The organism is Brevundimonas sp. DS20 (assembly GCF_001310255.1).
Taxonomy (GTDB): Bacteria; Pseudomonadota; Alphaproteobacteria; order Caulobacterales; family Caulobacteraceae; genus Brevundimonas; species Brevundimonas aurantiaca.
In genome coordinates this window covers 2696057-2716658 of record NZ_CP012897.1, presented here as the reverse complement: position 1 = coordinate 2716658, position 20602 = coordinate 2696057, and the positions used below count along the sequence as shown (strand labels likewise).

Here is a 20602-nt window from a genome sequence, read left to right as displayed (position 1 = left end):
CGCAGAGCTGTCACGCAAGCGCGCTAAGCGTTGCGTCTTCGTTGTTCGCTACCCTGGCTCAAGGCGCCGTTCGCTTGAAACCGCCCGCACGATCGACGCCGTTCGATGCGCTACGGGGAGGCGTCGCCGCCGCCGCTCTGGCGATCGTCGCCCTCGGCGGCTGGGCCCCGGCCGCCCGGGCGCAGGATCGCGCGCAGGTTTTCGACATCCCCGCCCAGGACGCGCGTCGCGCCTTGGTGCAGCTCTGTGTTTCGGCGGGCTGTGACCTGGCCTTTCTGACGCCCATGGGCGAGGCGCGGCGCACGCGAGCGGTTCGCGGGCAAATGTCCTGGCGCGCTGCGGCAGACCAGATGCTCCAAGGCACCGGCTTGCGGCACCGTTTCATCGGCGACCGGGGGCTGCGGGTCTGGATGGAGGCTCAAAAGCCCGCCGAGATCCCGCCCATTCCCGCCGCAGAGCTGGAGTCGATCACGGTCGTGGGGCGGCTGTCGGAGCAGATCGAGGAATCCTTGCGACGCAAGGCGGCGGCGGACGTCATCCTGGACAGCGCGTCCGCGACCCGGATCGGCGAACTTCCGGCGGCGAATCTGGCTGAGGCCCTCCAGAGAGTGCCCGGCGTGGCCATCGAACGCGAGGTGGGCGAGGGGCAGTTCGTCAGCGTCCGGGGGCTGGGGCCGCTGTTCCAGTCGGTGACCCTGAACGGAGGGCCAGTCGCCTTCAACGAGAACATCCGCAACTCGACCCAGAGCGGTCGGCAGTTCCGCTTCCGCGCCCTGTCGGCCGATCTCCTGGCGGGGGCTCAGCTCACCAAGTCGGCGACGCCCGATCTGATCGAGGGCGGGATCGGCTCCAACATCGACATCGAGACGATCGGCGGCCTGGACGGGGATCCCTTCCTGAGCTTCAGGGCGGGCGCCTCCGTGGAGGCGCGAACGGGCCGGCCGGAAACAGACGTCTCCCTCGCGGGCCGGTTCGTGTCCCAAGGCGGCGCATGGGGTTTGGTCGGCGGCGTGTCCCAGGAGGGGCGGTCGGTCCTCTACGACCGTTTTCAGGTGGGACGCTATACGCCGGTCGTCGTCGAGGGGCAGCCGGCGGTCGCCCCCAGCGATGTGAGGACGACGCTCGAGCACGAGGATCGGCTGAGGCGCATCCTCTTCCTCGGCGGAGAGTGGCGGGCGTCGCCTTCGCTCAGGCTGCGGTTCGACAGCCTCGTCTCCACCTTCGACAACACCATTCGCGAGGACCGGATCGCCTATGGGGTCGGCGCCCTTCTGGAGACGCCCGGCGCCATGGCCACGGTCACGGACGGCGTGGTCACGGCCGGCTCGATCCGGGCGGGCGTGATCGACAACAACACGGAGTTCTCCGCCCAGGCGCACCTGAACATCGTGGTGTCGGGCAGGGCGGATGTGGTGCTGGGCGATTGGAGCCTGACGCCGCGTTTCAGCCTGTCCCGCGCACGATCAAAGCTGGATACGCCGCTGGAGAGGATCTCCTTCCGTTCGTTACAGGCCCCCGCCTATGTGTTCGATGTCAGCGGAGCGGCGAGCGGGCGAAAGGCCGTGCTGCTGACTACCGATCTCGACCTGTCCGACCCGACCGGCTTCGCCTTCAAGCGTTTGGGCGTTCGCGCCATCGAATCCGTCGACGAGGACCTGACGGGCCTCCTCGATCTGCGGCGTCCCGTGTCCGTCGATCTCGGCAGGACGGTCCTGACCGAAATCGCCTTCGGCGCCCAGATCAGCGATCGGTCCCGCGATTACCAGAGACGCGACCGTGAGGCCGCGCTTCGGCCGGGCGCCGTTATCACCCCCGAGTTTCTCGGATTTCGCGTGGCCGACGACGTGTTCGATTCCCTGATCGACCGGCATCCGGGATCCTGGATCGCCGCCGACTTCGACCGGTTTCAGCAGGCCTTTCACATCCCCCGGGAAAGCGAGGAGTTGGCGGTCGGGCCCGACGCCCTGGCTCCCACGGGCGCCGACCTGCAGAACTCCTATCGCGTCGGCGAGCGTGTCGGGGCTCTTTACGGGCGAACGGATTTCGAGGGAGAGGCGGGCGGCGCCCCCTTCTCGGGCAATCTGGGTCTTCGTCTGGTGACGACGCGCACGGCGGTGGACGGCGCCTTTCTGAACGCCGGCGACAGCGGCAGCGCCGCCATTCGGCCGGTCTCCAAGCTGGGGACCGACACCGCCCTGCTGCCCAGTTTCAACATCGCCTTCGATCTGGATCGGGGCCGGCGCCTGCGGCTGGCGGCGTCCCGCACGATGACGCGGCCCTCGCTGGCGGACCTGCGCCGGGCGACCGTGCCCGCCAGCTCCCTTGTCTCGAACATCTATGAGCGCGGGCAGGCAGAGATCGACGCCCCGTCGCCCGGCTCGATCTTCACCGGGGTCGGCGGCAACCCGGATCTCAGCCCCTATATGTCGACCAATCTCGACGCCTCGTATGAGTGGAGCTTTCCGCAAGGCGCGCTCAGCCTCGCCGTCTTCCACAAAAGCATCGACGACTTCATCGGCCTGGTGGACGCGCCCGAGATGCTGGTGTTCGAGACCCGCGCCGGTCCCCTGGTGCGGGCCGAGGTGATGATGTCGCGGCCGGCCAATCTGGGGCGCGCGATCAGCCGGGGCGTGGAGGTGGGGCTTCACCGGCGGCTTCCCTCCGGCTTCGGCCTGTGGGCCAGCGGCACCTTCACCGACGGCCACGGGCCGGGCGGACGCAGCCTGGCGGGGGTGTCGCGCTTCGCCTATTCCATCAACCCCTTCTTCGAGCGCGGGCCGGTCGTGATCGGCCTGTCCTGGTCCTGGCGGTCCGCCTTCCGGTCCGAGGCGGACATGCAGGGGGGAGGGGTGGCCGACTTCACCGTCGGCCCCGCCGGCTATCTGGACGCTCAGGCCTCGTTCGAGATCGGGTCCGGCGGCACCCTGGTCGTCGCCGCCTCCAACCTGACCGATACGACCGACCTCGCCTACGAATACGACACGCGGCGCCTGCTCCAGCTGGGCCGCGTCGGCCCCAGCCTGACCGCCAGCCTGCGCTGGTCGCTGTGATCCCTTTTCCCTTCTGCCTGTGACTTCCGAGGATTTTCGATGCTCAATCTGATGGCGGCCCTTATGGCCGGCTCCGCTCTGGCGGGCGCGGCGCCGGCCTGCGACCTGACCGCAGCCGATCTACGCGCGGCCGGCGGCGACCCCTGCGCCCCGGCCTGGATGGATCGCAATCTGGGCATGAACGATCTGACGGCGGTGGGCACCCACAACAGCTACAAGCTGCCGATCCCCTCCGCCGAACTTCAGGCCATGATCGCCGTCAATCCCGGCGCCGTGGCTCTGGACTATTCGCATCGCCCCCTGACGGAACAGCTGGAAGCCGGGGCGCGCCAGATCGAGATCGACGTGCTGAACGATCCGCAGGGCGGGCGCTACGCCCATCCCCTGTCGGCCCTGGGACGGCCGGGCCAGGGCGCGCCGGTCAGCGCCGCCTTCGCGGAAGCCATGGCCCGGCCGGGCTTCAAGACCCTGCACATGCCCGACGTCGACTTCCGCAGCACCTGCCTGACCTTTGTGGCCTGTCTGACGGAGATCCGCGACTGGTCGCGCGCCCATTCGGACCATGCCCCCATTCTGATCATGCTGAACGCCAAGACGGGCGGCCCGGCCATGCCCGGCGGAACGACGCCGCTGGATTTCGACGCCGCCGCCTGGGACGCCCTGGACGCCGAGGTGCGGTCGGTGTTCGACGCCGATCACCTGATCACGCCCGACCGGGTCCAGGGGCGTCACGCCACCCTGCGTGAAGGGGTTCTGGCCGGAGGCTGGCCGCGGCTGGGCGCGGCGCGCGGCAAGGTCTTCTTCGCCCTGGATGAAGGCCCCGAGAAGGTCGCCGCCTATCGCGGCGCGCGGCGTTCGCTGGAAGGTCGGATCTTCTTCGTCAACACCGACGAGACCTCGCCGGCAGCGGCCTATCTGACGTTGAACGACCCGGTGGCCGATCAGGCGCGCATTCGCGCCGCCGTTCGCGCCGGCTTCATCGTCCGCACCCGCGCCGACGCCGACACCCGGGAGGCGCGCACGAGCGACGTCTCCATGCGCAGCGCCGCCTTCGCCAGCGGAGCGCAATATGTGTCTACCGACTATATGACGCCGGATCCGCGCTTCCCCGCCTATGAGGTGCGGCTGACCGGGGGCGCGGCGGCTGTCTGCAATCTGCTGCGGACTGAAAAGCGGTGCGACGGGCTCGCCGTGGAGCTGACCGACGAAGGGGCGGCGCGCGGCTATCTGGCGCCGACGGACCGCCCGGATCTGACCCAGGTGCTGGCTCCGCCGCCCCCGCCGGGTTCGCCCCGCGCCGTCGCCGACCAGGGCGTATTCCGTGAGACCCGCGCCCTGCAGGGCACGCCGCGCTGGGCGCTGGCGACCTCGGACGTGTCGGGCGAGATCTATGACGACTTCGCAGAGGCCCTGGGCGTGCGACTGACGCCGGACGCCGCGCCCGTGCTGACCGCCCTTCTGAACCGGGCGGGCAATGACCGATCCGTCGTGGGCGACGCCAAGACCCACTGGGGCACGAAACGGCCCTATATCGGCACGGACCAGCCGATCTGCGAAGCCAAGACCGACCATCTGGCCGGCAATCCCGACTATCCGTCCGGCCATTCGGCCCACGGCGCCCATGTGGCCATGATCCTGGCCGAACTGGCCCCCCAGCGCGCGAACGAACTGTACGCCCGCGGCCGCGCCTACGCCGAGAGCCGCTACATCTGCGGATCACACAGCTACAGCGCCGTCGAGGCCGGCCTACTGTCGGGCATGATCATCTATGGGGCCGAACAACGCTCCGACGTCTTCCGTCGCGACATGGAGGCCGCCCGGGCCGAGGTCCAGGCGGCGCTCGCTCGCTCAGGTCAGGTGCAGTAGGGGACACAGCTCCGCCGGTCGAAAGTCCGGCGGAGTCTCTGGAATTAGAGATCGAAGCGACGCGCGTTCGGCAGGAAAGCCGTCAGTTTTCGGGGGTGCGTCCGGCTTGGCCTGGAGGCGGCAGGATGATGGCGGAGAGGGTGGGATTCGAACCCACGGTACCCTTCCAGGCACGCCGCATTTCGAGTGCGGTACATTCGACCACTCTGCCACCTCTCCGCGGCGCATCAGTCGCTTGGTCGAGCGAGCGGCTTCTCTAATGGCAGAGCGGCGGCGCCGCAAGCTGTCTGTGAAAGAAATCCGAACCTATCTTTGCGCCGGCAGCGACAGTCCGGGCGCGGCGCCGGTTTCCGGGTCCAGGCCCTTGAATCGAAACAGCTCGGCGGGGCGGCCGCCCGTGGCCGACGACATCCGGCCGGTGGGCTCGACCAGGCCTGCCCGCTCCACAGCGCGGCGGAAGTTCTGCTTGTGCAGGGTGAGGCCGGAGACGGCCTCGGCGGCCGCCTGAAGCTCGGAAAGGGTGAAGGACTCAGGCGTCAGGTCGAACAGGACGGGCCGATACTTCAGCTTGCTGCGCAGCCGACCAAGGCCCGTGGCGAGAATGCGCCGGTGGTCGGAGCCCATGACGGCGCCGGGGAGGGGCGGGACGTCGTGCGGCGTCTGTCGGGCGTCGCGCCAAGCCTCCGCAACCAGGCGCGCCTCATAAAGAAGTTCGTAGCGCTCCAGAACGCGCTCCTCATTCCAGCGATGATCCGGCGTCAGGGCGAAGAGGGCCCGGGCGCGGCCCAGGCGGCGTTCATCCGCCCCGGCCCAGCGAAAAAGGGCGTCGATCACCGAGCCATGCAGAGTCGATCGGCCGCAACGCCGATCCTCCCAGGGGAAGATGTCGAAGACGGGGGTCCATTGGGCGTCATGGGCCGGCGGAGCGGCGGCTTCCGAGGTCAGGGCCAGATAGCCGACCGACACCTCGCGCATCTGGTCGGGGCCGGGCGCTGCGCGGGGCGAGGCGCGGCCCGCGTCGCCGAAGGTGTAGAGCTGTTCGACGAAGCCGAGCCGGAACCCCGTCTGATCGGTCACGAAGTCGCGCAGCGCGCGCTCAAAGGTGCGGTCCCGCGCCGGGTCGAAAGGCCCGAACGGCAGGGCGCGGACGCCGTCTTCCGTCTGGGTGGTCAGGACCACGGCACGACGGTCCTTCAGCGTCATGACGACGGCCGACAGACCGATTCGCACGCCTTGATCCGTCGGCCCAGTCACAGCTCTATTCCGTGTGCCAGGCGTCGTCGGCGGGCAGAAGGCCCACGGCCTTGGCCAGCACCTGGTACCGCTCCAGATAGCGCGCCTGGGCGAGAGAGGCCGGCAGGGGCTCGATGGTCAGGCTGTATCCGGGCGGCGGCGCGCCGAAGAAGCCGAGCGATTCCTTCTCGCTGAAACCGGCCAACTGCGTCGCCTCGAAATAGGCGCAGGCCTTGTCTGCCTTCTTGATCAGGGTCTTGATCGTTTGGGGCGTCTTGGGCGGCAGGCCGTAGCGGACGTGGATGGCGGCTTCCAGCCGCGCCTCGAAGTCCTTGTAGCCGGATCCCAGGGCCGCCTTGAACGGCGAGATCATGTCGCCGATGACATATTCGGAGGCGTCGTGCAGCAGAGCGGCGAGGCGCCATTTGGGATCGAGCCCCGGCTTGATGTGGGCGGCGATCTCCTCGACCACGACGCTGTGCTGGGCCACCGAAAAGGCGTGCTCGCCGATGGTCTGGCCGTTCCACCGCGCAACCCGGGCCAGGCCGTGGGCGATGTCCTCGATCTCAATGTCAAAAGGAGAGGGGTCGAGCAAATCCAGGCGTCGGCCCGACAGCATGCGCTGCCAGGCGCGGACTTCGGTCTTTTTCTTGGGGCGCTCGGCCAAATCGTCGATCCTGCTCGCTGGTGGGCTGGTCAGGTGACGCAAAGCGCCGTCAGGATCAAGGCGTCCGGCCGTCGGCGCTTGTTTTCGGCGCGGATTTCAGTCTCCGACGTTCAGGGCGACCAGATCCTTGGCCGTTTCGAACACCCGGTCGTGCCGTGACTTGGAGCGAACCGTGGCGATGACGAGCGGGCCGCCGGCGGGCCCACGCGCCTCGAAGCCGACCTGACGCCATGCGCCCGCCGGCACGTCGTCGTCCGCCAGGATGAAGCTGGCCCGCGTGGCGTCCCCTGGCGCCTGGGTGCGAATCTGGGTGGTTTCGCCGTTAGAGTCGATCTTGACGCTGCTCTTTTCGGTGCGGACGCCTTCGCCGTCCTTGGACTGGATGTTGATGCCCGCGATGCGAACGCTCGCGCTGTCGCCCCGGGTCTCGATCTGAAGCCCCGGAAGCTTGACCGAGGCGTCATCGCCCTTGGCCTGGATGTTCACGCCGGGCGCGGCGACAGTGGCCTCTTCCGCTCCGTTTTCCGTCTGGCGGGCGTCGATACGCACCGCCGCCTGGGGCATGTCCGACGAGACGCGGCGTTCGTATTCGCGCAGCACGTCCTCGGCGGACCGATCTTCAAGCTTGACCAGATAGAGCACCACCTCGGCGCCGCGGGGGCCGCCGTAGGTGCAGGCGGCCCCGCCGGGGTCTGCAAAGCCCTTGCGCGTCAGCACGCCCAGCGTTTCGGGGCATTTCAGACCTTCGACGACCTTGAGCACGCCGGGCTCCACGTCATTGGAGGCGCTGGTCGTCGTGGTCTTGGTGATCCGAACCGCGTTTTCGCCGTCACAGGCGACCAGGCCTGCACCGAGCCCGACGATCGCCACGCCGGCGGTCAGCAAACGATACGGGAGTGTAACGCTCATGGTCTCTATTTTTGAGCCATCGAAGAGAGTGGTCCAGTGAAATCGCGGTAATGCCGCTCAGCCGCCCGGGCGCGCGCCGTCTCTGCGGCCCAGGAAGGCCAGGCGTTCGAACAGGTGAATGTCCTGCTCGTTCTTGAGCAGGGCGCCGTGCAGGGGCGGGATCAGCTTGTTGGGCGTCTTTTCGCGCAGGGTTTCCGCGTCAATGTCTTCGACCAGCAGCAGCTTCAGCCAATCCAACAGTTCGGAGGTGGAGGGCTTCTTCTTCAGGCCGGCCGTGTCGCGGATCTCGTAGAAGGTCTTCAACGCCTCCGAGACCAGGCGCGGTTTGATGCCCGGAAAATGGACGTCGACGATGGCCGCCAGGGTCTCGGCGTCGGGAAAGCGGATATAGTGGAAGAAGCAGCGGCGCAGGAAGGCGTCCGGCAGCTCCTTTTCATTGTTCGAGGTGATGATGACGATGGGCCGGACCTCGGCGCGGATCGTCTCGTCGATCTCCTGAACATAGAACTCCATCCGGTCGAGTTCCTGCAACAGGTCGTTGGGGAATTCGATGTCCGCCTTGTCGATCTCGTCGATCAGCAGGACGGGGCGCGTCGGGGATGTGAAAGCCTCCCACAACTTGCCCTTCTTCAGATAGTTGCGGACGTCCTGAACCCGCGCCTCGCCGAGCTGGCTGTCGCGCAGCCGGCTGACGGCGTCGTACTCATAGAGTCCGTTATGGGCCTTGGTGGTCGATTTGACGTGCCAGGTGATCAGGGGCGCATCGAAGGCCTTGGCGACCTCATAGGCCAGCACGGTCTTGCCCGTTCCCGGTTCGCCCTTGATCAGCAGCGGACGTTCCAAGGCCACGGCCGCATTGACGGCGACCTTGAGGTCCGCCGTCGCGATGTAGCGATCAGTGCCTTCAAACCGGCTCATGAAAAAACCCGCCTCGTGAGTGCCACGAAGCGGGTTAGCCGATCGGCAATCGCCTGAACAGCGATCAGGTGATGTGTTTTGGCGAGATGGGATCGCTGGCGGGGAAGGTCTCTTCCACGCTCTCGTCGATCAGCGCCTCCTCGCGCCCTTCTTCCGGATTTACGCGGTGTTCCAACTGGTCGGGCTTGCCTTCGCGCGGTTCGACCCTTTTGGCGTGGGGTGTGTCCGTCGAGGCGTCTTGTTTAGCGTTCGCGTCCTGCATGTGCGCTCCTTTCAGGATTCTTGCGTGCGGGCGTCGTCGGCGCCGTAGCCGAGCTGTTCGATATCGTCGTCGTCGAGGCGTCGCGCCTCCCAGTGCGCCGCACTGGCCTGGGCGCCGCGCTCATTTTCCATCAGGCCCGAGTAGACCAGTTCGACTTCGCCCTCGGCCGCCAGATCATTGCTGTCGGCGTCGGACTGATTGACCTTTTCGCCGTCCATGCCGAGCAGGGCGTCCGCCTCGCGCTCGATCCCGTCCAGGGCCAGTTGATCGTCGATGTCGAGGTCGTCCTCGTCGAAGGCGTCTTCGTCCGCATCGCCGTCGGCCTGGGTGACGTCAAGAATTTGGTCAGCCTCATCCAGCAGAAGGTCGCCTTCGCCTTCATCGTCCAGATGGGTTTCGTCAAAGACCTCGGCCTGTCCCTGATCGTCCTGATAGTCCATGTCGGGCATGGTCGCCTCCTGTCTGGTGACGAAACGTCGCCCCGAGGCAGGTGTTCCGCGCAGGCTGGGGACAAGGGATGATTAACCCTCAGCCTTTAAGGTTTCGAATCGTTAGGGGCGGTCCATCTTCGATCGGTTCCGACCTGCTGAAGGAGTTCGGTCGTCAATGGCTTTGAAACTGTCGTTGAAACCCGGCGAAAAATTCGTGTTGAACGGCGCGGTGGTTCAAAACGGCGACCGTCGCGGCGTTCTCATCCTGCAAAACCGCGCCAGTGTTTTGCGTGAAAAGGACATCATGCAGGCCGATGAGGTGACGACGCCGGCGCGTCGCATCTATTTCCCGATCATGATGATGTATCTGGACGAGGCGTCGGCGTCGAAATTCTACGACGAGATGGCGCTCCGCATCACCGAATTCATGGGGGCGACCAAGAACCCGGACATCTTGGCCGAATGTGTCTCCGCCTCGCGCCATGTGCTGCAACGCGAATACTACAAGGCCTTGATGGCCGCCCGTAAGATTGTCGATTACGAAGAGAAGGTGCTCAATGTCGCTTCAGGCGTACACAGCGGCGGCGACGCGGGCTGAGACGCCCCGCGACCTGGAATACCGGCTGTTCGGTCAGGTCACCCGGGCCTTGGTTCAGGCTTCCAAGTCTGATGAGCGCGATCTGGCGACCCGGATCGACGCCCTGGATTGGAACCGGCGTCTGTGGTCGACCTTGGCGGCGGACTGCGGCGATTCCGCCAATGTCCTGCCGCAGGCCGTGCGCGCCCAGATCATCTCGTTGAGCCTGTTCGTCAATCGCCACTCTTCTCTGGTCATGCGCGGAGAGGAGTCGTTCGAGGACCTGATCGACATCAATCGCATGATGATGCAGGGCCTGGCGCCGGGCGCGCAGCAGGCGGCCTGACGACCGACTTCACGAAATCGCGAAGCCTATTGGCGCAAGGCCTTGAGGCGTCTTACCTTTCGAGTCCCTGTTCAACAGTCGAAAGGAGGTGATCCAGTGTCTCATTGTCATCAATCGCGTGCGGTGGCCGCGACCCTGGTCCTCGTTGGAGGCCTGGCCTGATCCTTTCGGGCTGAGTTGCGGTCCGGCCGTTCGCGGTCAGACAATGAAGGGCCGTCGCGGCGACGCGGCGGCCCTTTTGTCGTTCAGGGCAGAACGCCCGAGAACCATCCGGCCGCGTGATGGGCGATCTCTGACACCGTGTGCCAGATCAGGAACAGGTAGAGGCCGCAGGCACCGGTCGCCAGTGCGCCCAGCAGAATGGCCACACCGTCTCTCTGCATCATGCCTAGGGCGAAGAAGACCAGGGCGATGCCCGGCAGGGCGTCTCCGAACGGAATCGGCAGGGCCATGATCAGCGCCAGCAGGACGCAGACGAGGCCGGTGACGGTATCGGCGACTTCACCGGTCAGAAGGGGAAGGCGCGGCTGGGTCAGGTTTTCGACATAGCGCACCGTCTTCATGATCCGCGACACCCCCGCGCGATAGGCGGGACGGCTGATGGAGGTGCGCAGCGCCCAGCGCGGCAGCCAGATCGAACTGCGCTGAAAGGCCAGTTCCAGCGACATCAGAATGATGGGCACGGCGAACACCGCCTTGCCGCCCGGCGGCCACGGCAGCAGGGCCAGCATCGACAGGATCAGTATCATGGCCCCGAAGCCCCGTTCGCCGAAAGCGGCGACCAGCTCTTCCAGCTTCAGTTTGGGGTCGTCGCCTTCGCCCAGTTCCTCGATCACGTCGGAGAAGAGCCGCAGGTCGTCGTTCGGCTTGTCTTGGGCGGGCATCAGCGGCGGGCTCGGCGAAAGGAGTTCGCCCATTTAGGCGCACAGAGGTTTCACCGCCACTTACGGAACGGCAACAATGCCGAAGAATCGCGCCGAACCGGCTATTTCTTGGCCGCGTGTTCGGGTTTGCCCTTGCGTTCGGTGTGGGCGAAGTCTTCCAGCTGTTTTTCCGTCATGGACTCGGCCATGGACTTGGACGCGCCCTTCAGCTCCGACTTGGGCGTGTCGCCGCGCTTGGCCGACAGGGCGGCGCCGGCGGCCTTCTGCTGGGCTGCGGATTTTGCGGGCATGGGCGTCTCCTTCCGTTCGGAAGAAGCCGTCAGCCGCCCAGCAGTTCCCGACCGATGAGGAAGCGACGGATCTCGTTGGTGCCGGCGCCGATGTCATAGAGTTTGGCGTCTCGGACCAGACGTTCGACAGGCCACTCCTTGGTGTAGCCCGCGCCGCCCAGGGCCTGAACGGCCTCAAGCGTGACCTTCACGGCGTTTTCGGACGCCAGCAGAATGGCGCCCGCAGCGTCATAGCGGGTGGTCAGGCCGGCGTCGCAGGCGCGGGCCACCGAATAAACGTAGGCCCGGGCGCTGTTCAGGGCGACGTACATGTCGGCCACCTTGCCCTGCATCAGCTGGAAGCTGCCGATCGGCTTGCCGAACTGTTTGCGGTCGCGGACATAGGGCAGGACCACGTCCAGGGCGGCCTGCATGATGCCCAGTGGGCCGGCGGCGAGGACTGCGCGCTCATAGTCCAGGCCGCTCATCAGCACGCCGGCGCCGCCGCCGACCGGGCCCATGACGTTCTCCTCGGGCACTTCGCAGTCCTCGAACACCAGTTCGGCGGTGTCGGAGCCGCGCATGCCCATCTTGTCCAGCTTCTTGGAGACGCTGAACCCCTTCATGCCCTTTTCGATGAGAAAGGCGGTCACCCCGCCGTTGCCGTCGCCCGTGCGGGCATAGACCACCAGGGTCTCGGCGTGGGGGGCGTTGGTGATCCAGAATTTGGTCCCGTTCAGGACGTAGCGGTCGCCCCGCTTTTCGGCCCGGGTGCGCATGGACATGACGTCCGAGCCGGACCCGGCCTCGGACATGGCGAGCGATCCGACGTGTTCGCCGCTGATCAGCTTGGGCAGATATTTCTGTTTCTGCTCAGGCGTGCCCCAGCGGCGGATCTGGTTGACGCACAGATTGGAGTGGGCGCCGTAGCTGAGGCCGATCGAGGCCGAGGCGCGCGACACCTCCTCCATCGCCACCACATGTTCCAGATAGCCCAGGCCAAGGCCGCCGAACTCTTCCTCGACCGTGATGCCGTGCAGGCCCAGTTCGCCCATCTCGGGCCAGAGTTCGCGGCGGAAGCTGTTCGTTTCGTCGATCTCGGCGGCCAGGGGCGCCAGGCGATCCGCCGCCCAGCGCGCGGTGGTGTCGCGAATGGCGTCCGCGTTCTCGCCGAGGCCGAATTCCATGGATTGGGGTGCGAAGGGAATGCTCATGCCCTTGGGCGTAGCATCGCGCACGGCCTTTCGCAAAGCGCAGGACGACCTGTCCGTTTCAGCCTGTGACGATTCCGTCCGTCAGGCCGTCGGATCCGTCGGGCGGCCCCAGCGCTGAAACAGATTGTAGCCCGACACCCCGACGCAGGCCAAGGCGATGATCGCCAGAACCCAGCCGATGACGGCGGTCTCGCCCCCCGTCGAGTTCGACGCCTGTCGGAAGGCCGCCATGGCCGCGCCGAAGGCCAGCATGCCTATGCCGCCCATCACCAGGAAGGTCGCGGTTTCGCTCCAGTCGAACCGTTTGTCGGGCGTCGCCTCCTGGTCGATCGACGGATGCAGGCCGTCCTCCGGTTGGACCTCCGCGTCGAACAGGGCGGTCTGATCGAGGTCGGTGAATCCCGTCGCATCGGTCGCGGCGTGGGGAGGCGGAGCGGCCTCCAAACGCCCCGCCGACGCCTGCTCGCTGTCCGGCTCGGCGGGCGGCTCGGTCGGGGCGATCAAGAACATGGGCACCTGAACCGTCTGTTCCTCCACGTCGGGCGCATCGGCGGATGCCAGGGTCGGCGTGGGGCTCGGGGCGTTGGACGGCTCGAAGGCGGGCTGATCGACGGAGGCCGCTTCCGCCTCGGCGGCCGGCGCCGCCACAGCCTCCTCCGGAAGGCTCACGCCGTCGTCGTTCGCCGGCTCCGCTTCTGCGGCAAGGGTCTCAAGCGGGACGGGCGTCAGCGCCGCCGGGACGGCTGAGGCGGAGGCCGCCGGGGGCGACGGGGGGGCGAGGAGAGGAGGGCGAGCGGTCCGGTCACCCGAATCGCGTAGGGAGAATAGAAGACGGCCGCGCTGGGCGCCGGGCGGGCGGCAGGGGACGCTGAAGCCGGCTCCGATGAGGCAGGCTCGGGTTCGTCCGACGCTGTGGGCTGTTCGAGGGCCGGAGCGACGAATTCTCCTGCGTCGGCCTCGACCGGGGGCTCGCTTGTTTCCGCCTCACCATCTGAAGATTCGGCAGGCCTAGGCACGGCCTTGGCCTCTTCGGGTTCCGCCTCGACGGCCGGCTCGTCCAGAAGAAGCGCAACAGAGGATTCGGCAGGGGGCGAGGCGGAGTCTGCGCACGGCTTGCCCGCATCGACCAAAGGTTCGACCGTCGTCACCGGCTCGGCTTCCACCGGTTGAGCTTCGCCGTTCGCCATGGGGGTTTCGGCGTCCTGGCTCGCAGGTGCGTCCGCGGCGTCGTCTGCAGGATGAGACGCCTGATCGGGACCTTCGTCGACCTCTTCGTCCGCTTGCTTGAGATCCGACTCGTTCAGCAGGGCGGATATTGCGCTTTCCCACGTCATGGGCTCCGACGCGTCATGGGCCGGAAAAGGCGCGACATCGACCGCGTCGAAACCGGTCGAACCGGCCGCCTCCGTCGTCTCCAAGATCGTCGCCGTCGCCGGGGGCAGGGGAGCGGACAGCAGATCGGCAAGGGAGACCGGGGCGTCCGGATTGGCGACGAACAGGGCCCGTTCGGTCGCGCGGCGACGCGGGGGCGACAAGGGGCCGCCGTCGTCGATCCAGGCGGCCAGGGCTTCGGCCGCAGCCTGGGTCTCACCCGCGTTCAGTCGCCTCAAGACCTCGGAGGAGCGGAAGCGATCCACCCCGATGGAGAAGACGAAACTGGCGAGGGCGTCGTACTGGTGCTGGTTCAGCGGCGCCTGGACTTCGTCGATCGCCTTGACGACAGGCAGCAGGTCGTACTGCAACAGCAGTTCAGCATCGACTTCCGAAACGGTCAGCCCCTCGCGGGCGGACGCCGTATGGCCATAACCGATCATCCAGCGGCCGTCGTCGCGCTGGATCGCCCGAGGGCGGAAACCCTCGAAGCTCTTGATCAGAATGACACCCTCGCGGGAGATCTTGGTCGGTTTCAACGTGTCTGACACAGGTGTTGCCCCAAAGCGAGACGACGGCTCGGCCCTGAGCCGTCCCGCAGCAAGCCTGGGGCCAAGCGTTTACAACAGAACGATCGTCGCAAGACCCAGGAATATGAGGAAGCCGAAGAAATCGGTCGTGGCGGTCACGAACACCGCCGAGGAGACGGCGGGGTCGAACTTCAGCTTCGACAGGGTCAGGGGCGTCAGAACCCCGATACAGGCCGCGACCAGCAGGTTCAGGATCATGGCGGCGGCGATGACGACGCCGATCTTCCAGTCCTCATCTCGGAACCAGATCCCCGCGGCGACGCCGATCAGGGGCGCCAGGATCAGGCCGTTGGCCAGGCCCACGACCAGTTCGCGGAAAAACGTGCGGGTGGCGTTGGCGGAGTTCAGTTCGCGGGTCGCGAGGGCGCGGACAGTGACGGTCAGAGCCTGGGTGCCTGCATTGCCGCCGATGGCCGAGACGATGGGCATCAGGACCGCCAGGGCCACAATTTGTTGGATCGTGCCCTCGAACAGGCCGATCACGCTGGCGCCCAGGGCGGCGGTCGCCAGGTTGATGGCCAGCCAAGGCACGCGGCCGCGCACGATCTCGGTCACGGACGAGCCGCGATCCTCGTCGGAGACACCCGCCAGACGCAGGATGTCCTCGCGGTTCTCCTCCTGAATGATGTTGACGATGTCGTCGACAGTGATCTGGCCGACCAGCCGGCCGGCCGCGTCCACGACTGGCGCCGAGATCAGATGGTACTTTTCGAAGATGTAGGCGACCTCTTCCTGGTCCTGATCGACCGCGATCTCATTGATCGGCTCCATCAGGTCGGACAGGGCGGCGCTGCGGGGGGCGCGCAACAGGCCGCTAATCGGCACCCCGCCGACGGGGCGGTTCAGCGGATCGACCACATAGATGTCGAAGAACAGCTCCGGCAGGTCGTCGCCCTGTTTGCGGATATGGTCGATGGTGTCGCCCACGCTCCAGAACTGGGGCGCCGCCATCACCTCGCGCTGCATCAGGCGGCCGGCGGACTCTTCCTCATAGCCCAGGCTGCTCTCGATCGCGGCGCGATCGACGTCGGGCATGGCGGCCAGGACGCGTTCGCGCTGGTCGTCTTCCAGATCCTCGACCACGGCGGCGGCGTCGTCGGAATCCAGTTCCTGTAGGGCCTCGGCCAGGGTGCCGTGCGGCACCCGCTCCAGCACTTCTTCCCGAATCCCGTCGTCCAGCTCCGGCAGGGTCTCGGCCAACAGTTCCGGCGGCAGCCACAGCACCACGACCGCGCGGTGCTCAGCCGTCAGGAAGCCCATCAGATCGGCGACGTCGGCGGGGTGCAGATCCTCCAGCAGCGACCGCAGTCGCATGCCGTCGCCGTCGTCGGCGGCGTCCACGACTTTTTCGACGAATTGGGGCGTGAGGACATAGTCCTCGTCCAGGGCGGCGTGGTCTTCGGTTTCAGGCGCTTCGGCTGGAGCAAAGGCGGTGTCCGTGGTGCTCACGTGGTCGCCTCCCTTGGTAGAATGTCCAGCCGTAGTTAGCCGATGAATCGCCCTGTTTAGCCAGATGGTGCGGTCGAGAAGACTCGAACTTCCACGGGTTGCCCCACAGCGACCTCAACGCTGCGCGTCTACCAATTCCGCCACGACCGCTCGCATCGGAGCGGCGGCGAATAGACGAAGCCGCTGGAAAAGGAAAGTCTCTCTTTTGACCCGAGCGCGCTTTGTGCGGCTGACGCCGTTCGGACCTCAGGCCGCGCCGGCCATGAAGTCATAGACGTCGGCGGGCCGGGTGACGGTGATGGCGATCCGGTCTTCGCGAATCTCGATCTCGCCGCGTGCGACGGGGTGGTTGTTCGCCAGGATCCAAACCTCGTCGCCCTCGGAGGCATCCAGCGGAATCACCGCGCCCCGACCCATCTTCAGCAGTTGGGACATCGGCAGCACCATACGCCCCAGCACGACTGAGATTTCGACGTTGACGGCGTTGATCTGGGACACGGGCGCTCTCGTTCACTAAGAGGTCGTCCCTTGCGGAAACGCCTCCGCCTGCACATTGAAGCCTTATGCTTGCCGACCCGTTAAGTCCTGACCTTAAGAAGCTGCGTCGCGGCGACGGCCGCCCGGTCGAATGGACCGTCTCTTCGACCTATGTCGATTACGCCGCCGCCGAGTCGTTCATGGAGGCCCGCGTCGCCGCCATCGCGGCGGGGGAGGCGGCGGAGCTGGTGTGGCTCTTGGAGCATCCGCCCCTCTATACGGCTGGTGTGTCGGCCAAGGACGAGGATCTGCTCGATGCGGCGCGCTTTCCCGTTCATCGCACGGGGCGTGGCGGGCAGTTCACCTATCACGGACCGGGTCAGCGCGTGGCCTATGTGATGCTGGACCTGAACCATCGCGGCAAGGACGTGCGCGGTTTCGTGCGCGGGCTGGAGCAATGGCTGATCGGCGCCTTGGACCGGTTCGGCGTGGAGGCCGGGGTGCGCGAGGGCCGGGTCGGGGTCTGGGTCGAGCGCAAGGGCGCCGGCTGGTCGCGCGAGGACAAGATCGCCGCCATCGGGGTCAAGGTCCGCAAATGGGTCAGCTTCCACGGGATCAGCCTGAACGTGGAGCCCGACCTGGAGCATTTCGGCGGCATCGTGCCGTGCGGCATCCAGGAGCACGGGGTGACCAGCCTGGTGGACCTGGGAATCCTGGCCACGATGGACGAGGCGGATGCGGCGTTGAAGAACAGCTTCCGACAGATATTCGGTCCGGTAACGGAAAGTTCCCCGCCACTCTGAGCCGTATCGGCGCTCGGCGAGGGATGCGACAATCGCGCCAAAGGGCGCCGATGGGGGTTGGCAAGCCCGGCGGCCATAAGGTTTAACGGCGCCACCTCGCTTTAGAATCCGAGCCCAGGAGCCTCCATGAACCGCTTGATCGCCGCCGCCTCGGCCGCCGTCATGTCCCTCAGTCTGGCGGCTGGAGCCGCATCGGCCCAGGATTTCCGCGCACTGGCCCAGCAAGACCTTCAGGCCGCCCGCGACGCCTTGGCCGCCAACCATCCGGCCGCCGTCATTCCCGGCGCGCCGGACGAAGCCTTCCGAAACTGGATCGACGCCGGTTATCAGGACGCCCTGGGCCGCGTCGGCCGCGTCAACAGCGGGGACAGCCACGCCTATCTGTTGCGCTACTATGCGAACGGATTCCGCGATTCCAACACCGCGATCCGGCCGACCTATGAAGGGCAGGGGCCCTTCTTCGCCATCGGCTGGCCGGGCCTGACGACGGCCTGGCGCAACGGCGAATATGTGGTCTCCTACGTCAAGCCGGGCGTTCGGAACCTGCCGCCTGTCGGCTCCACCCTGGTCAAGTGCGGCGACAAGACTGCGGCTCAACTGGCCGAAGAGCGGCTGGACCGTTGGGAAGGCGATCTGACGACGGAAGCCGGGCGCGTCCGCACCGCCCCCTATCTGCTGTGGAACCGCAACAACCCCTTCACCGGCGGCGTGCCGTCGCTGTGCACCTTCAAGGTCGGGCGCCGGGACCGCGAGTTCCAGATGCAGCCCCAACCCGCCGACGCGGCGTCGCTGGAAGCCGCCTATCGCGCCACCGTCTACATGCCGCCGGCGACGCCGCTGGCCGTCGAGACCGTCAACGGTCGTCCCTGGGTCCATGTCCACAGTCTGGCCGACGACGCCGGCTGGGACGCCTTCTTCGCCGCCGTCGAGGCGCAACTGCCGGCCATTCGCGGATCGCAGGGCGTGGTGATCGATCTGCGCGGCGCCAACGGATCGTCGCTGAACGCCACCAGCCGCGGCTACGGCCTGGCCAACCGCATCTGGACGCCGGAGTTCACCGTCAGCCGCCAGCCGGAAGCCGGCTCCATCACCTATCGCGCCACCCCGGCCAATCGCCAGTGGTTCGTCGACACCCTGGGCCGCATGCAGGCCGATCCTCGCTTCGTGCAGGAATCCAGCGCGGTGATCGACCAGACCCAGGCCATCGTGGCGGCCTTCGATTCGGCCCTGGCGGCCAATCAGGCGACCTTCACCATGCCGGGTCGTCCGTCCGTGCCGGACACCGGCGCGGCCAATCCGGTCGCCGGACCCGTGGTCGTTCTGGTGGACGCCGGCTGCAGCGGGGGCTGCCTGGACACCCTGGATCTGCTGACCCGCCTGCCGAACGTGCGTCTGGCGGGATCAACCACGGCTGAGGACACCATCTTCATCGAGCCGACCGTGCTGCGTCTGCCGTCGAACTACGCGGAACTGACCTATGGCCATAAGGCCTGGACCACCCGCCAGCGCGGCAATGACGCCCCGTACACGCCGACGCAGGGTCTGGTTTACGCGGGTGATGCGGCCGACGAGACGGCCGTGCGCGCCTGGGTCGCCAGCCTGTTCCAATAGGACGTCCTGGCGATCGGGTTTGAAGGGGGCGGGTCGGGGTGGAACCTCGGCCCGCCCCTTCCTATTTCGGGCTCATGACCGACATCGACCTTTCCGATTCCGTAGCCCCCCGACACTCCTCGGCCGGCTATGATCTGACGCCGCCCGATGATCAGGAACGCGCCCGGCTGGAGGCGGACCTGAACCCCGAGGAGAAGCGCGTCCTCCTGTCCCACGGCACGGAGGCGCCGTTCTGCGGAACCCTGCTGGGCGAAAAACGCGCGGGCGTCTTCTGTTGCCGGGAGTGCGGTCTGCCCCTGTTCCGCAGCCGCACCAAGTTCGAAAGCGGAACCGGCTGGCCCAGCTTCACCGAACCCGTCGATCCGGCCCACGTCCATGAGGTGCGCGACACCAGCTACGGCATGATTCGCATCGAGACCCTGTGCGCCCGCTGCGGCAGCCACCAGGGCCACGTCTTCCCCGACGGCCCGCCGCCGACGGGAAACCGCTATTGCATCAACTCGGTCGCTCTGACCTTCGTGCCCGAAGGCGAACCCTTGCCGGACCCGTTGCGACGGGGCGACGGAAACGCCTGACCATGGCCGCAATCGGCGTGCTAGGATGAGGCGGAAGGAGACGGCCCATGCTGATGGCAGGACTTGTGGCGAGCTTGGCGCTCGCAGCTTCGGGCGCAGGCGCGGACGGCGATCCTGACGGCGTCGTCGCGACCGCCCCGACCAACGCCCCGACCCTGGCCCAGGCCATGGCCGCCGCCCCGGAAGCCGCTGCGCCTGCGCCGACCGCGCAGGACGCTCAGCCCCATGGGATGACGACGGAACAGCAGATCCAGGCCTGGCTCAGCAACCGAACCCCCGGCGTGGATTTTCAGGAGCGCCTCCCTGAAGGCCCCATGGACGACCGCCAGATGCACGGCATGGTCGAGGCGGGCGTCGGCACCGGCGGCTATCGCAGCTATGGCGCCGCCGTCTCGATGCCGATCGGCGAAAACGGGCGTCTGGACCTGGCCTATCGCGAGGGGCGCAACGAACCCTGGGGCTACGGCTATGAGGCTTACGGCTATGGACTTCGGGGGCCTGGTTTCTATCCGCCTTACGGCCGGGTGCGCGGCTACGGCGGCGATTCGAGCCGCAAGTCCCTGTCGATGGGCTTCAGCTGGAGCAAGGACCGGGACGCTGAAGACGGCGCGGCTTGGCCGCGAGGCGCGACGGCTTCGGACTGAAGCGGCGCGGCCTTCCATCAAGCAAAAGGCCCGGCTTTCGCCGGGCCTTTTTCGTCTCAGATGGTGCCGCCGGGGGGAATCGAACCCACGACCTCAGCCTTACCAAGGATGCGCTCTACCACTGAGCTACGGCGGCCCCGACTGAGGAAGCGGCCGTATAGCCAAACCGTTCGGGGGAGGGAAGCGGCTTTTTGACGATCTGAAAGAAAGTTTGGACAAGCCCCGTTATCACGGCATTCTAAGCCCATGACTCGTCCGCCGCACGACACCGACACCCCGCCCGTCGAGACCTCGCCCAGCTTGACGCCAGAGGCCGGCGCGCCGTCCGAGGCGGCGCGGGCCAAGGCCGAACGCGCCATTCGCCTGGCGGCGGCCCTGCGCGCCAACCTGCGACGCCGCAAGGCGCCCGCCCGAACCCCGGCGGCGCCCAAGGACAGCAACTGAAAGTCATCGCCC

General features: G+C 67.0%; 22 protein-coding genes and 3 tRNA genes. 9 read left to right on the top strand and 16 right to left on the bottom strand.

Annotated features, from left to right (window positions below; all coding sequences use genetic code 11):
* Positions 1-74: 74 nt before the first annotated feature.
* Both JL11_RS13350 and JL11_RS13345 read left to right on the top strand, forming a co-directional pair.
* Positions 75-3050 carry a TonB-dependent receptor gene (locus JL11_RS13350; RefSeq protein ID WP_231681309.1) on the top strand — a complete coding sequence of 992 codons (2976 nt, stop codon included), beginning with the start codon at positions 75-77 and terminating at the stop codon, positions 3048-3050.
* A gap of 39 nt (positions 3051-3089) precedes the next feature.
* Positions 3090-4916, top strand: a complete 1827-nt coding sequence (locus JL11_RS13345) for a Ca2+-dependent phosphoinositide-specific phospholipase C (RefSeq protein WP_054766080.1) — start codon at positions 3090-3092, stop codon at positions 4914-4916.
* Between the two features lie 129 nt (positions 4917-5045).
* Here the strand turns inward: JL11_RS13345 and JL11_RS13340 are convergent.
* The 7 genes from JL11_RS13340 to JL11_RS13310 all read right to left on the bottom strand — a co-directional run bounded on the left by JL11_RS13340 (position 5046) and on the right by JL11_RS13310 (position 9354).
* A tRNA-Ser gene (locus JL11_RS13340) sits at positions 5046-5135 on the bottom strand.
* Between the two features lie 87 nt (positions 5136-5222).
* On the bottom strand, positions 5223-6119 hold the full coding sequence (locus tag JL11_RS13335) for an NUDIX hydrolase (RefSeq protein WP_227976115.1): 897 nt from the start codon (positions 6117-6119) through the stop codon (positions 5223-5225).
* A 55-nt stretch (positions 6120-6174) separates the two neighbouring features.
* Positions 6175-6768: a YfbR-like 5'-deoxynucleotidase gene (locus JL11_RS13330; RefSeq protein WP_054766983.1), complete on the bottom strand. Its 594-nt coding sequence runs from the start codon at positions 6766-6768 to the stop codon at positions 6175-6177.
* 144 nt (positions 6769-6912) lie between these two features.
* A complete protein-coding gene (locus JL11_RS13325) occupies positions 6913-7725 on the bottom strand; it encodes a hypothetical protein (protein ID WP_054766078.1) in 813 nt (270 codons plus the stop codon).
* Positions 7726-7782: 57 nt separating this feature from the next.
* On the bottom strand, positions 7783-8643 hold the full coding sequence (locus tag JL11_RS13320) for an AAA family ATPase (RefSeq protein ID WP_054766077.1): 861 nt from the start codon (positions 8641-8643) through the stop codon (positions 7783-7785).
* 64 nt (positions 8644-8707) lie between these two features.
* Positions 8708-8905 carry a hypothetical protein gene (locus JL11_RS13315; protein WP_054766076.1) on the bottom strand — a complete coding sequence of 66 codons (198 nt, stop codon included), beginning with the start codon at positions 8903-8905 and terminating at the stop codon, positions 8708-8710.
* 11 nt (positions 8906-8916) lie between these two features.
* On the bottom strand, positions 8917-9354 hold the full coding sequence (locus tag JL11_RS13310) for a hypothetical protein (protein WP_054766075.1): 438 nt from the start codon (positions 9352-9354) through the stop codon (positions 8917-8919).
* Between the two features lie 157 nt (positions 9355-9511).
* On the opposite strand from JL11_RS13310, the gene flbT reads away from it, so the two are divergent.
* Positions 9512-9934 carry a flagellar biosynthesis repressor FlbT gene (gene flbT / locus JL11_RS13305; RefSeq protein WP_054766074.1) on the top strand — a complete coding sequence of 141 codons (423 nt, stop codon included), beginning with the start codon at positions 9512-9514 and terminating at the stop codon, positions 9932-9934.
* Positions 9894-10259, top strand: coding sequence for a flagellar biosynthesis regulator FlaF (gene flaF / locus JL11_RS13300; RefSeq protein WP_054766073.1), 366 nt, complete (start codon positions 9894-9896; stop codon positions 10257-10259). Before flbT ends, flaF begins: the two co-directional genes overlap by 41 nt.
* Before the next feature lie 245 nt (positions 10260-10504).
* On the opposite strand, the gene JL11_RS13295 is transcribed toward flaF, so the two are convergent.
* From JL11_RS13295 to JL11_RS13260, 8 genes are all read right to left on the bottom strand, one after another.
* A complete protein-coding gene (locus JL11_RS13295; protein WP_054766982.1) occupies positions 10505-11143 on the bottom strand; it encodes an exopolysaccharide biosynthesis protein in 639 nt (212 codons plus the stop codon).
* A 101-nt stretch (positions 11144-11244) separates the two neighbouring features.
* Positions 11245-11433, bottom strand: a complete 189-nt coding sequence (locus JL11_RS13290; protein WP_054766072.1) for a DUF3008 family protein — start codon at positions 11431-11433, stop codon at positions 11245-11247.
* Between the two features lie 29 nt (positions 11434-11462).
* Entirely contained in the window at positions 11463-12626 is a 1164-nt protein-coding gene (locus tag JL11_RS13285; protein WP_054766071.1) for an isovaleryl-CoA dehydrogenase, read from the bottom strand.
* Between the two features lie 81 nt (positions 12627-12707).
* On the bottom strand, positions 12708-13295 hold the full coding sequence (locus JL11_RS13280; RefSeq protein ID WP_054766070.1) for a hypothetical protein: 588 nt from the start codon (positions 13293-13295) through the stop codon (positions 12708-12710).
* A 56-nt stretch (positions 13296-13351) separates the two neighbouring features.
* Positions 13352-14548 carry a lysozyme gene (locus JL11_RS13275; protein WP_156314200.1) on the bottom strand — a complete coding sequence of 399 codons (1197 nt, stop codon included), beginning with the start codon at positions 14546-14548 and terminating at the stop codon, positions 13352-13354.
* Between the two features lie 69 nt (positions 14549-14617).
* The gene (gene mgtE, locus JL11_RS13270) at positions 14618-16036 is read right to left on the bottom strand and encodes a magnesium transporter (RefSeq protein WP_054766068.1); all 1419 of its coding nucleotides are present in this window, start codon (positions 16034-16036) and stop codon (positions 14618-14620) included.
* Between the two features lie 65 nt (positions 16037-16101).
* Positions 16102-16186: transfer RNA gene (locus tag JL11_RS13265), tRNA-Leu, on the bottom strand.
* A 96-nt stretch (positions 16187-16282) separates the two neighbouring features.
* On the bottom strand, positions 16283-16534 hold the full coding sequence (locus JL11_RS13260) for a FliM/FliN family flagellar motor switch protein (RefSeq protein ID WP_054766067.1): 252 nt from the start codon (positions 16532-16534) through the stop codon (positions 16283-16285).
* A gap of 65 nt (positions 16535-16599) precedes the next feature.
* Between JL11_RS13260 and lipB the strand changes: the two genes are divergently transcribed.
* The 4 genes from lipB (at position 16600) to JL11_RS13240 (ending at position 20146) form a co-directional block, all read left to right on the top strand.
* The gene (gene lipB / locus JL11_RS13255; RefSeq protein WP_054766066.1) at positions 16600-17316 is read left to right on the top strand and encodes a lipoyl(octanoyl) transferase LipB; all 717 of its coding nucleotides are present in this window, start codon (positions 16600-16602) and stop codon (positions 17314-17316) included.
* A gap of 126 nt (positions 17317-17442) precedes the next feature.
* The gene (locus JL11_RS13250; RefSeq protein ID WP_054766065.1) at positions 17443-18927 is read left to right on the top strand and encodes a hypothetical protein; all 1485 of its coding nucleotides are present in this window, start codon (positions 17443-17445) and stop codon (positions 18925-18927) included.
* 74 nt (positions 18928-19001) lie between these two features.
* Positions 19002-19502, top strand: coding sequence for a peptide-methionine (R)-S-oxide reductase MsrB (msrB, locus tag JL11_RS13245; protein ID WP_054766064.1), 501 nt, complete (start codon positions 19002-19004; stop codon positions 19500-19502).
* A 47-nt stretch (positions 19503-19549) separates the two neighbouring features.
* Positions 19550-20146, top strand: coding sequence for a hypothetical protein (locus tag JL11_RS13240; protein ID WP_231681308.1), 597 nt, complete (start codon positions 19550-19552; stop codon positions 20144-20146).
* A 61-nt stretch (positions 20147-20207) separates the two neighbouring features.
* Here JL11_RS13240 and JL11_RS13235 read toward each other — a convergent pair.
* Positions 20208-20282 (bottom strand) — tRNA-Thr (locus JL11_RS13235).
* A gap of 110 nt (positions 20283-20392) precedes the next feature.
* Here JL11_RS13235 and JL11_RS13230 point away from each other — a divergent pair.
* Entirely contained in the window at positions 20393-20590 is a 198-nt protein-coding gene (locus JL11_RS13230; protein ID WP_054766063.1) for a hypothetical protein, read from the top strand.
* Positions 20591-20602 lie beyond the last annotated feature (12 nt).

What these genes read in the sequence shown, in the direction of transcription:
- JL11_RS13345 (WP_054766080.1), top strand. Translation starts at nt 3,090, where the DNA reads ATGCTCAATCTGATGGCGGCCCTTATGGCCGGCTCCGCTCTGGCGGGC.
- JL11_RS13335 (WP_227976115.1), bottom strand. Translation starts at nt 6,119, where the DNA reads ATGACGCTGAAGGACCGTCGTGCCGTGGTCCTGACCACCCAGACGGAA.
- JL11_RS13330 (WP_054766983.1), bottom strand. Translation starts at nt 6,768, where the DNA reads ATGCTGTCGGGCCGACGCCTGGATTTGCTCGACCCCTCTCCTTTTGAC.
- JL11_RS13325 (WP_054766078.1), bottom strand. Translation starts at nt 7,725, where the DNA reads ATGAGCGTTACACTCCCGTATCGTTTGCTGACCGCCGGCGTGGCGATC.
- JL11_RS13320 (WP_054766077.1), bottom strand. Translation starts at nt 8,643, where the DNA reads ATGAGCCGGTTTGAAGGCACTGATCGCTACATCGCGACGGCGGACCTC.
- JL11_RS13315 (WP_054766076.1), bottom strand. Translation starts at nt 8,905, where the DNA reads ATGCAGGACGCGAACGCTAAACAAGACGCCTCGACGGACACACCCCAC.
- JL11_RS13310 (WP_054766075.1), bottom strand. Translation starts at nt 9,354, where the DNA reads ATGCCCGACATGGACTATCAGGACGATCAGGGACAGGCCGAGGTCTTT.
- flbT (WP_054766074.1), top strand. Translation starts at nt 9,512, where the DNA reads ATGGCTTTGAAACTGTCGTTGAAACCCGGCGAAAAATTCGTGTTGAAC.
- flaF (WP_054766073.1), top strand. Translation starts at nt 9,894, where the DNA reads ATGTCGCTTCAGGCGTACACAGCGGCGGCGACGCGGGCTGAGACGCCC.
- JL11_RS13295 (WP_054766982.1), bottom strand. Translation starts at nt 11,143, where the DNA reads ATGCCCGCCCAAGACAAGCCGAACGACGACCTGCGGCTCTTCTCCGAC.
- JL11_RS13290 (WP_054766072.1), bottom strand. Translation starts at nt 11,433, where the DNA reads ATGCCCGCAAAATCCGCAGCCCAGCAGAAGGCCGCCGGCGCCGCCCTG.
- JL11_RS13285 (WP_054766071.1), bottom strand. Translation starts at nt 12,626, where the DNA reads ATGAGCATTCCCTTCGCACCCCAATCCATGGAATTCGGCCTCGGCGAG.
- lipB (WP_054766066.1), top strand. Translation starts at nt 16,600, where the DNA reads ATGCTTGCCGACCCGTTAAGTCCTGACCTTAAGAAGCTGCGTCGCGGC.
- JL11_RS13250 (WP_054766065.1), top strand. Translation starts at nt 17,443, where the DNA reads ATGAACCGCTTGATCGCCGCCGCCTCGGCCGCCGTCATGTCCCTCAGT.
- msrB (WP_054766064.1), top strand. Translation starts at nt 19,002, where the DNA reads ATGACCGACATCGACCTTTCCGATTCCGTAGCCCCCCGACACTCCTCG.
- JL11_RS13240 (WP_231681308.1), top strand. Translation starts at nt 19,550, where the DNA reads ATGCTGATGGCAGGACTTGTGGCGAGCTTGGCGCTCGCAGCTTCGGGC.
- JL11_RS13230 (WP_054766063.1), top strand. Translation starts at nt 20,393, where the DNA reads ATGACTCGTCCGCCGCACGACACCGACACCCCGCCCGTCGAGACCTCG.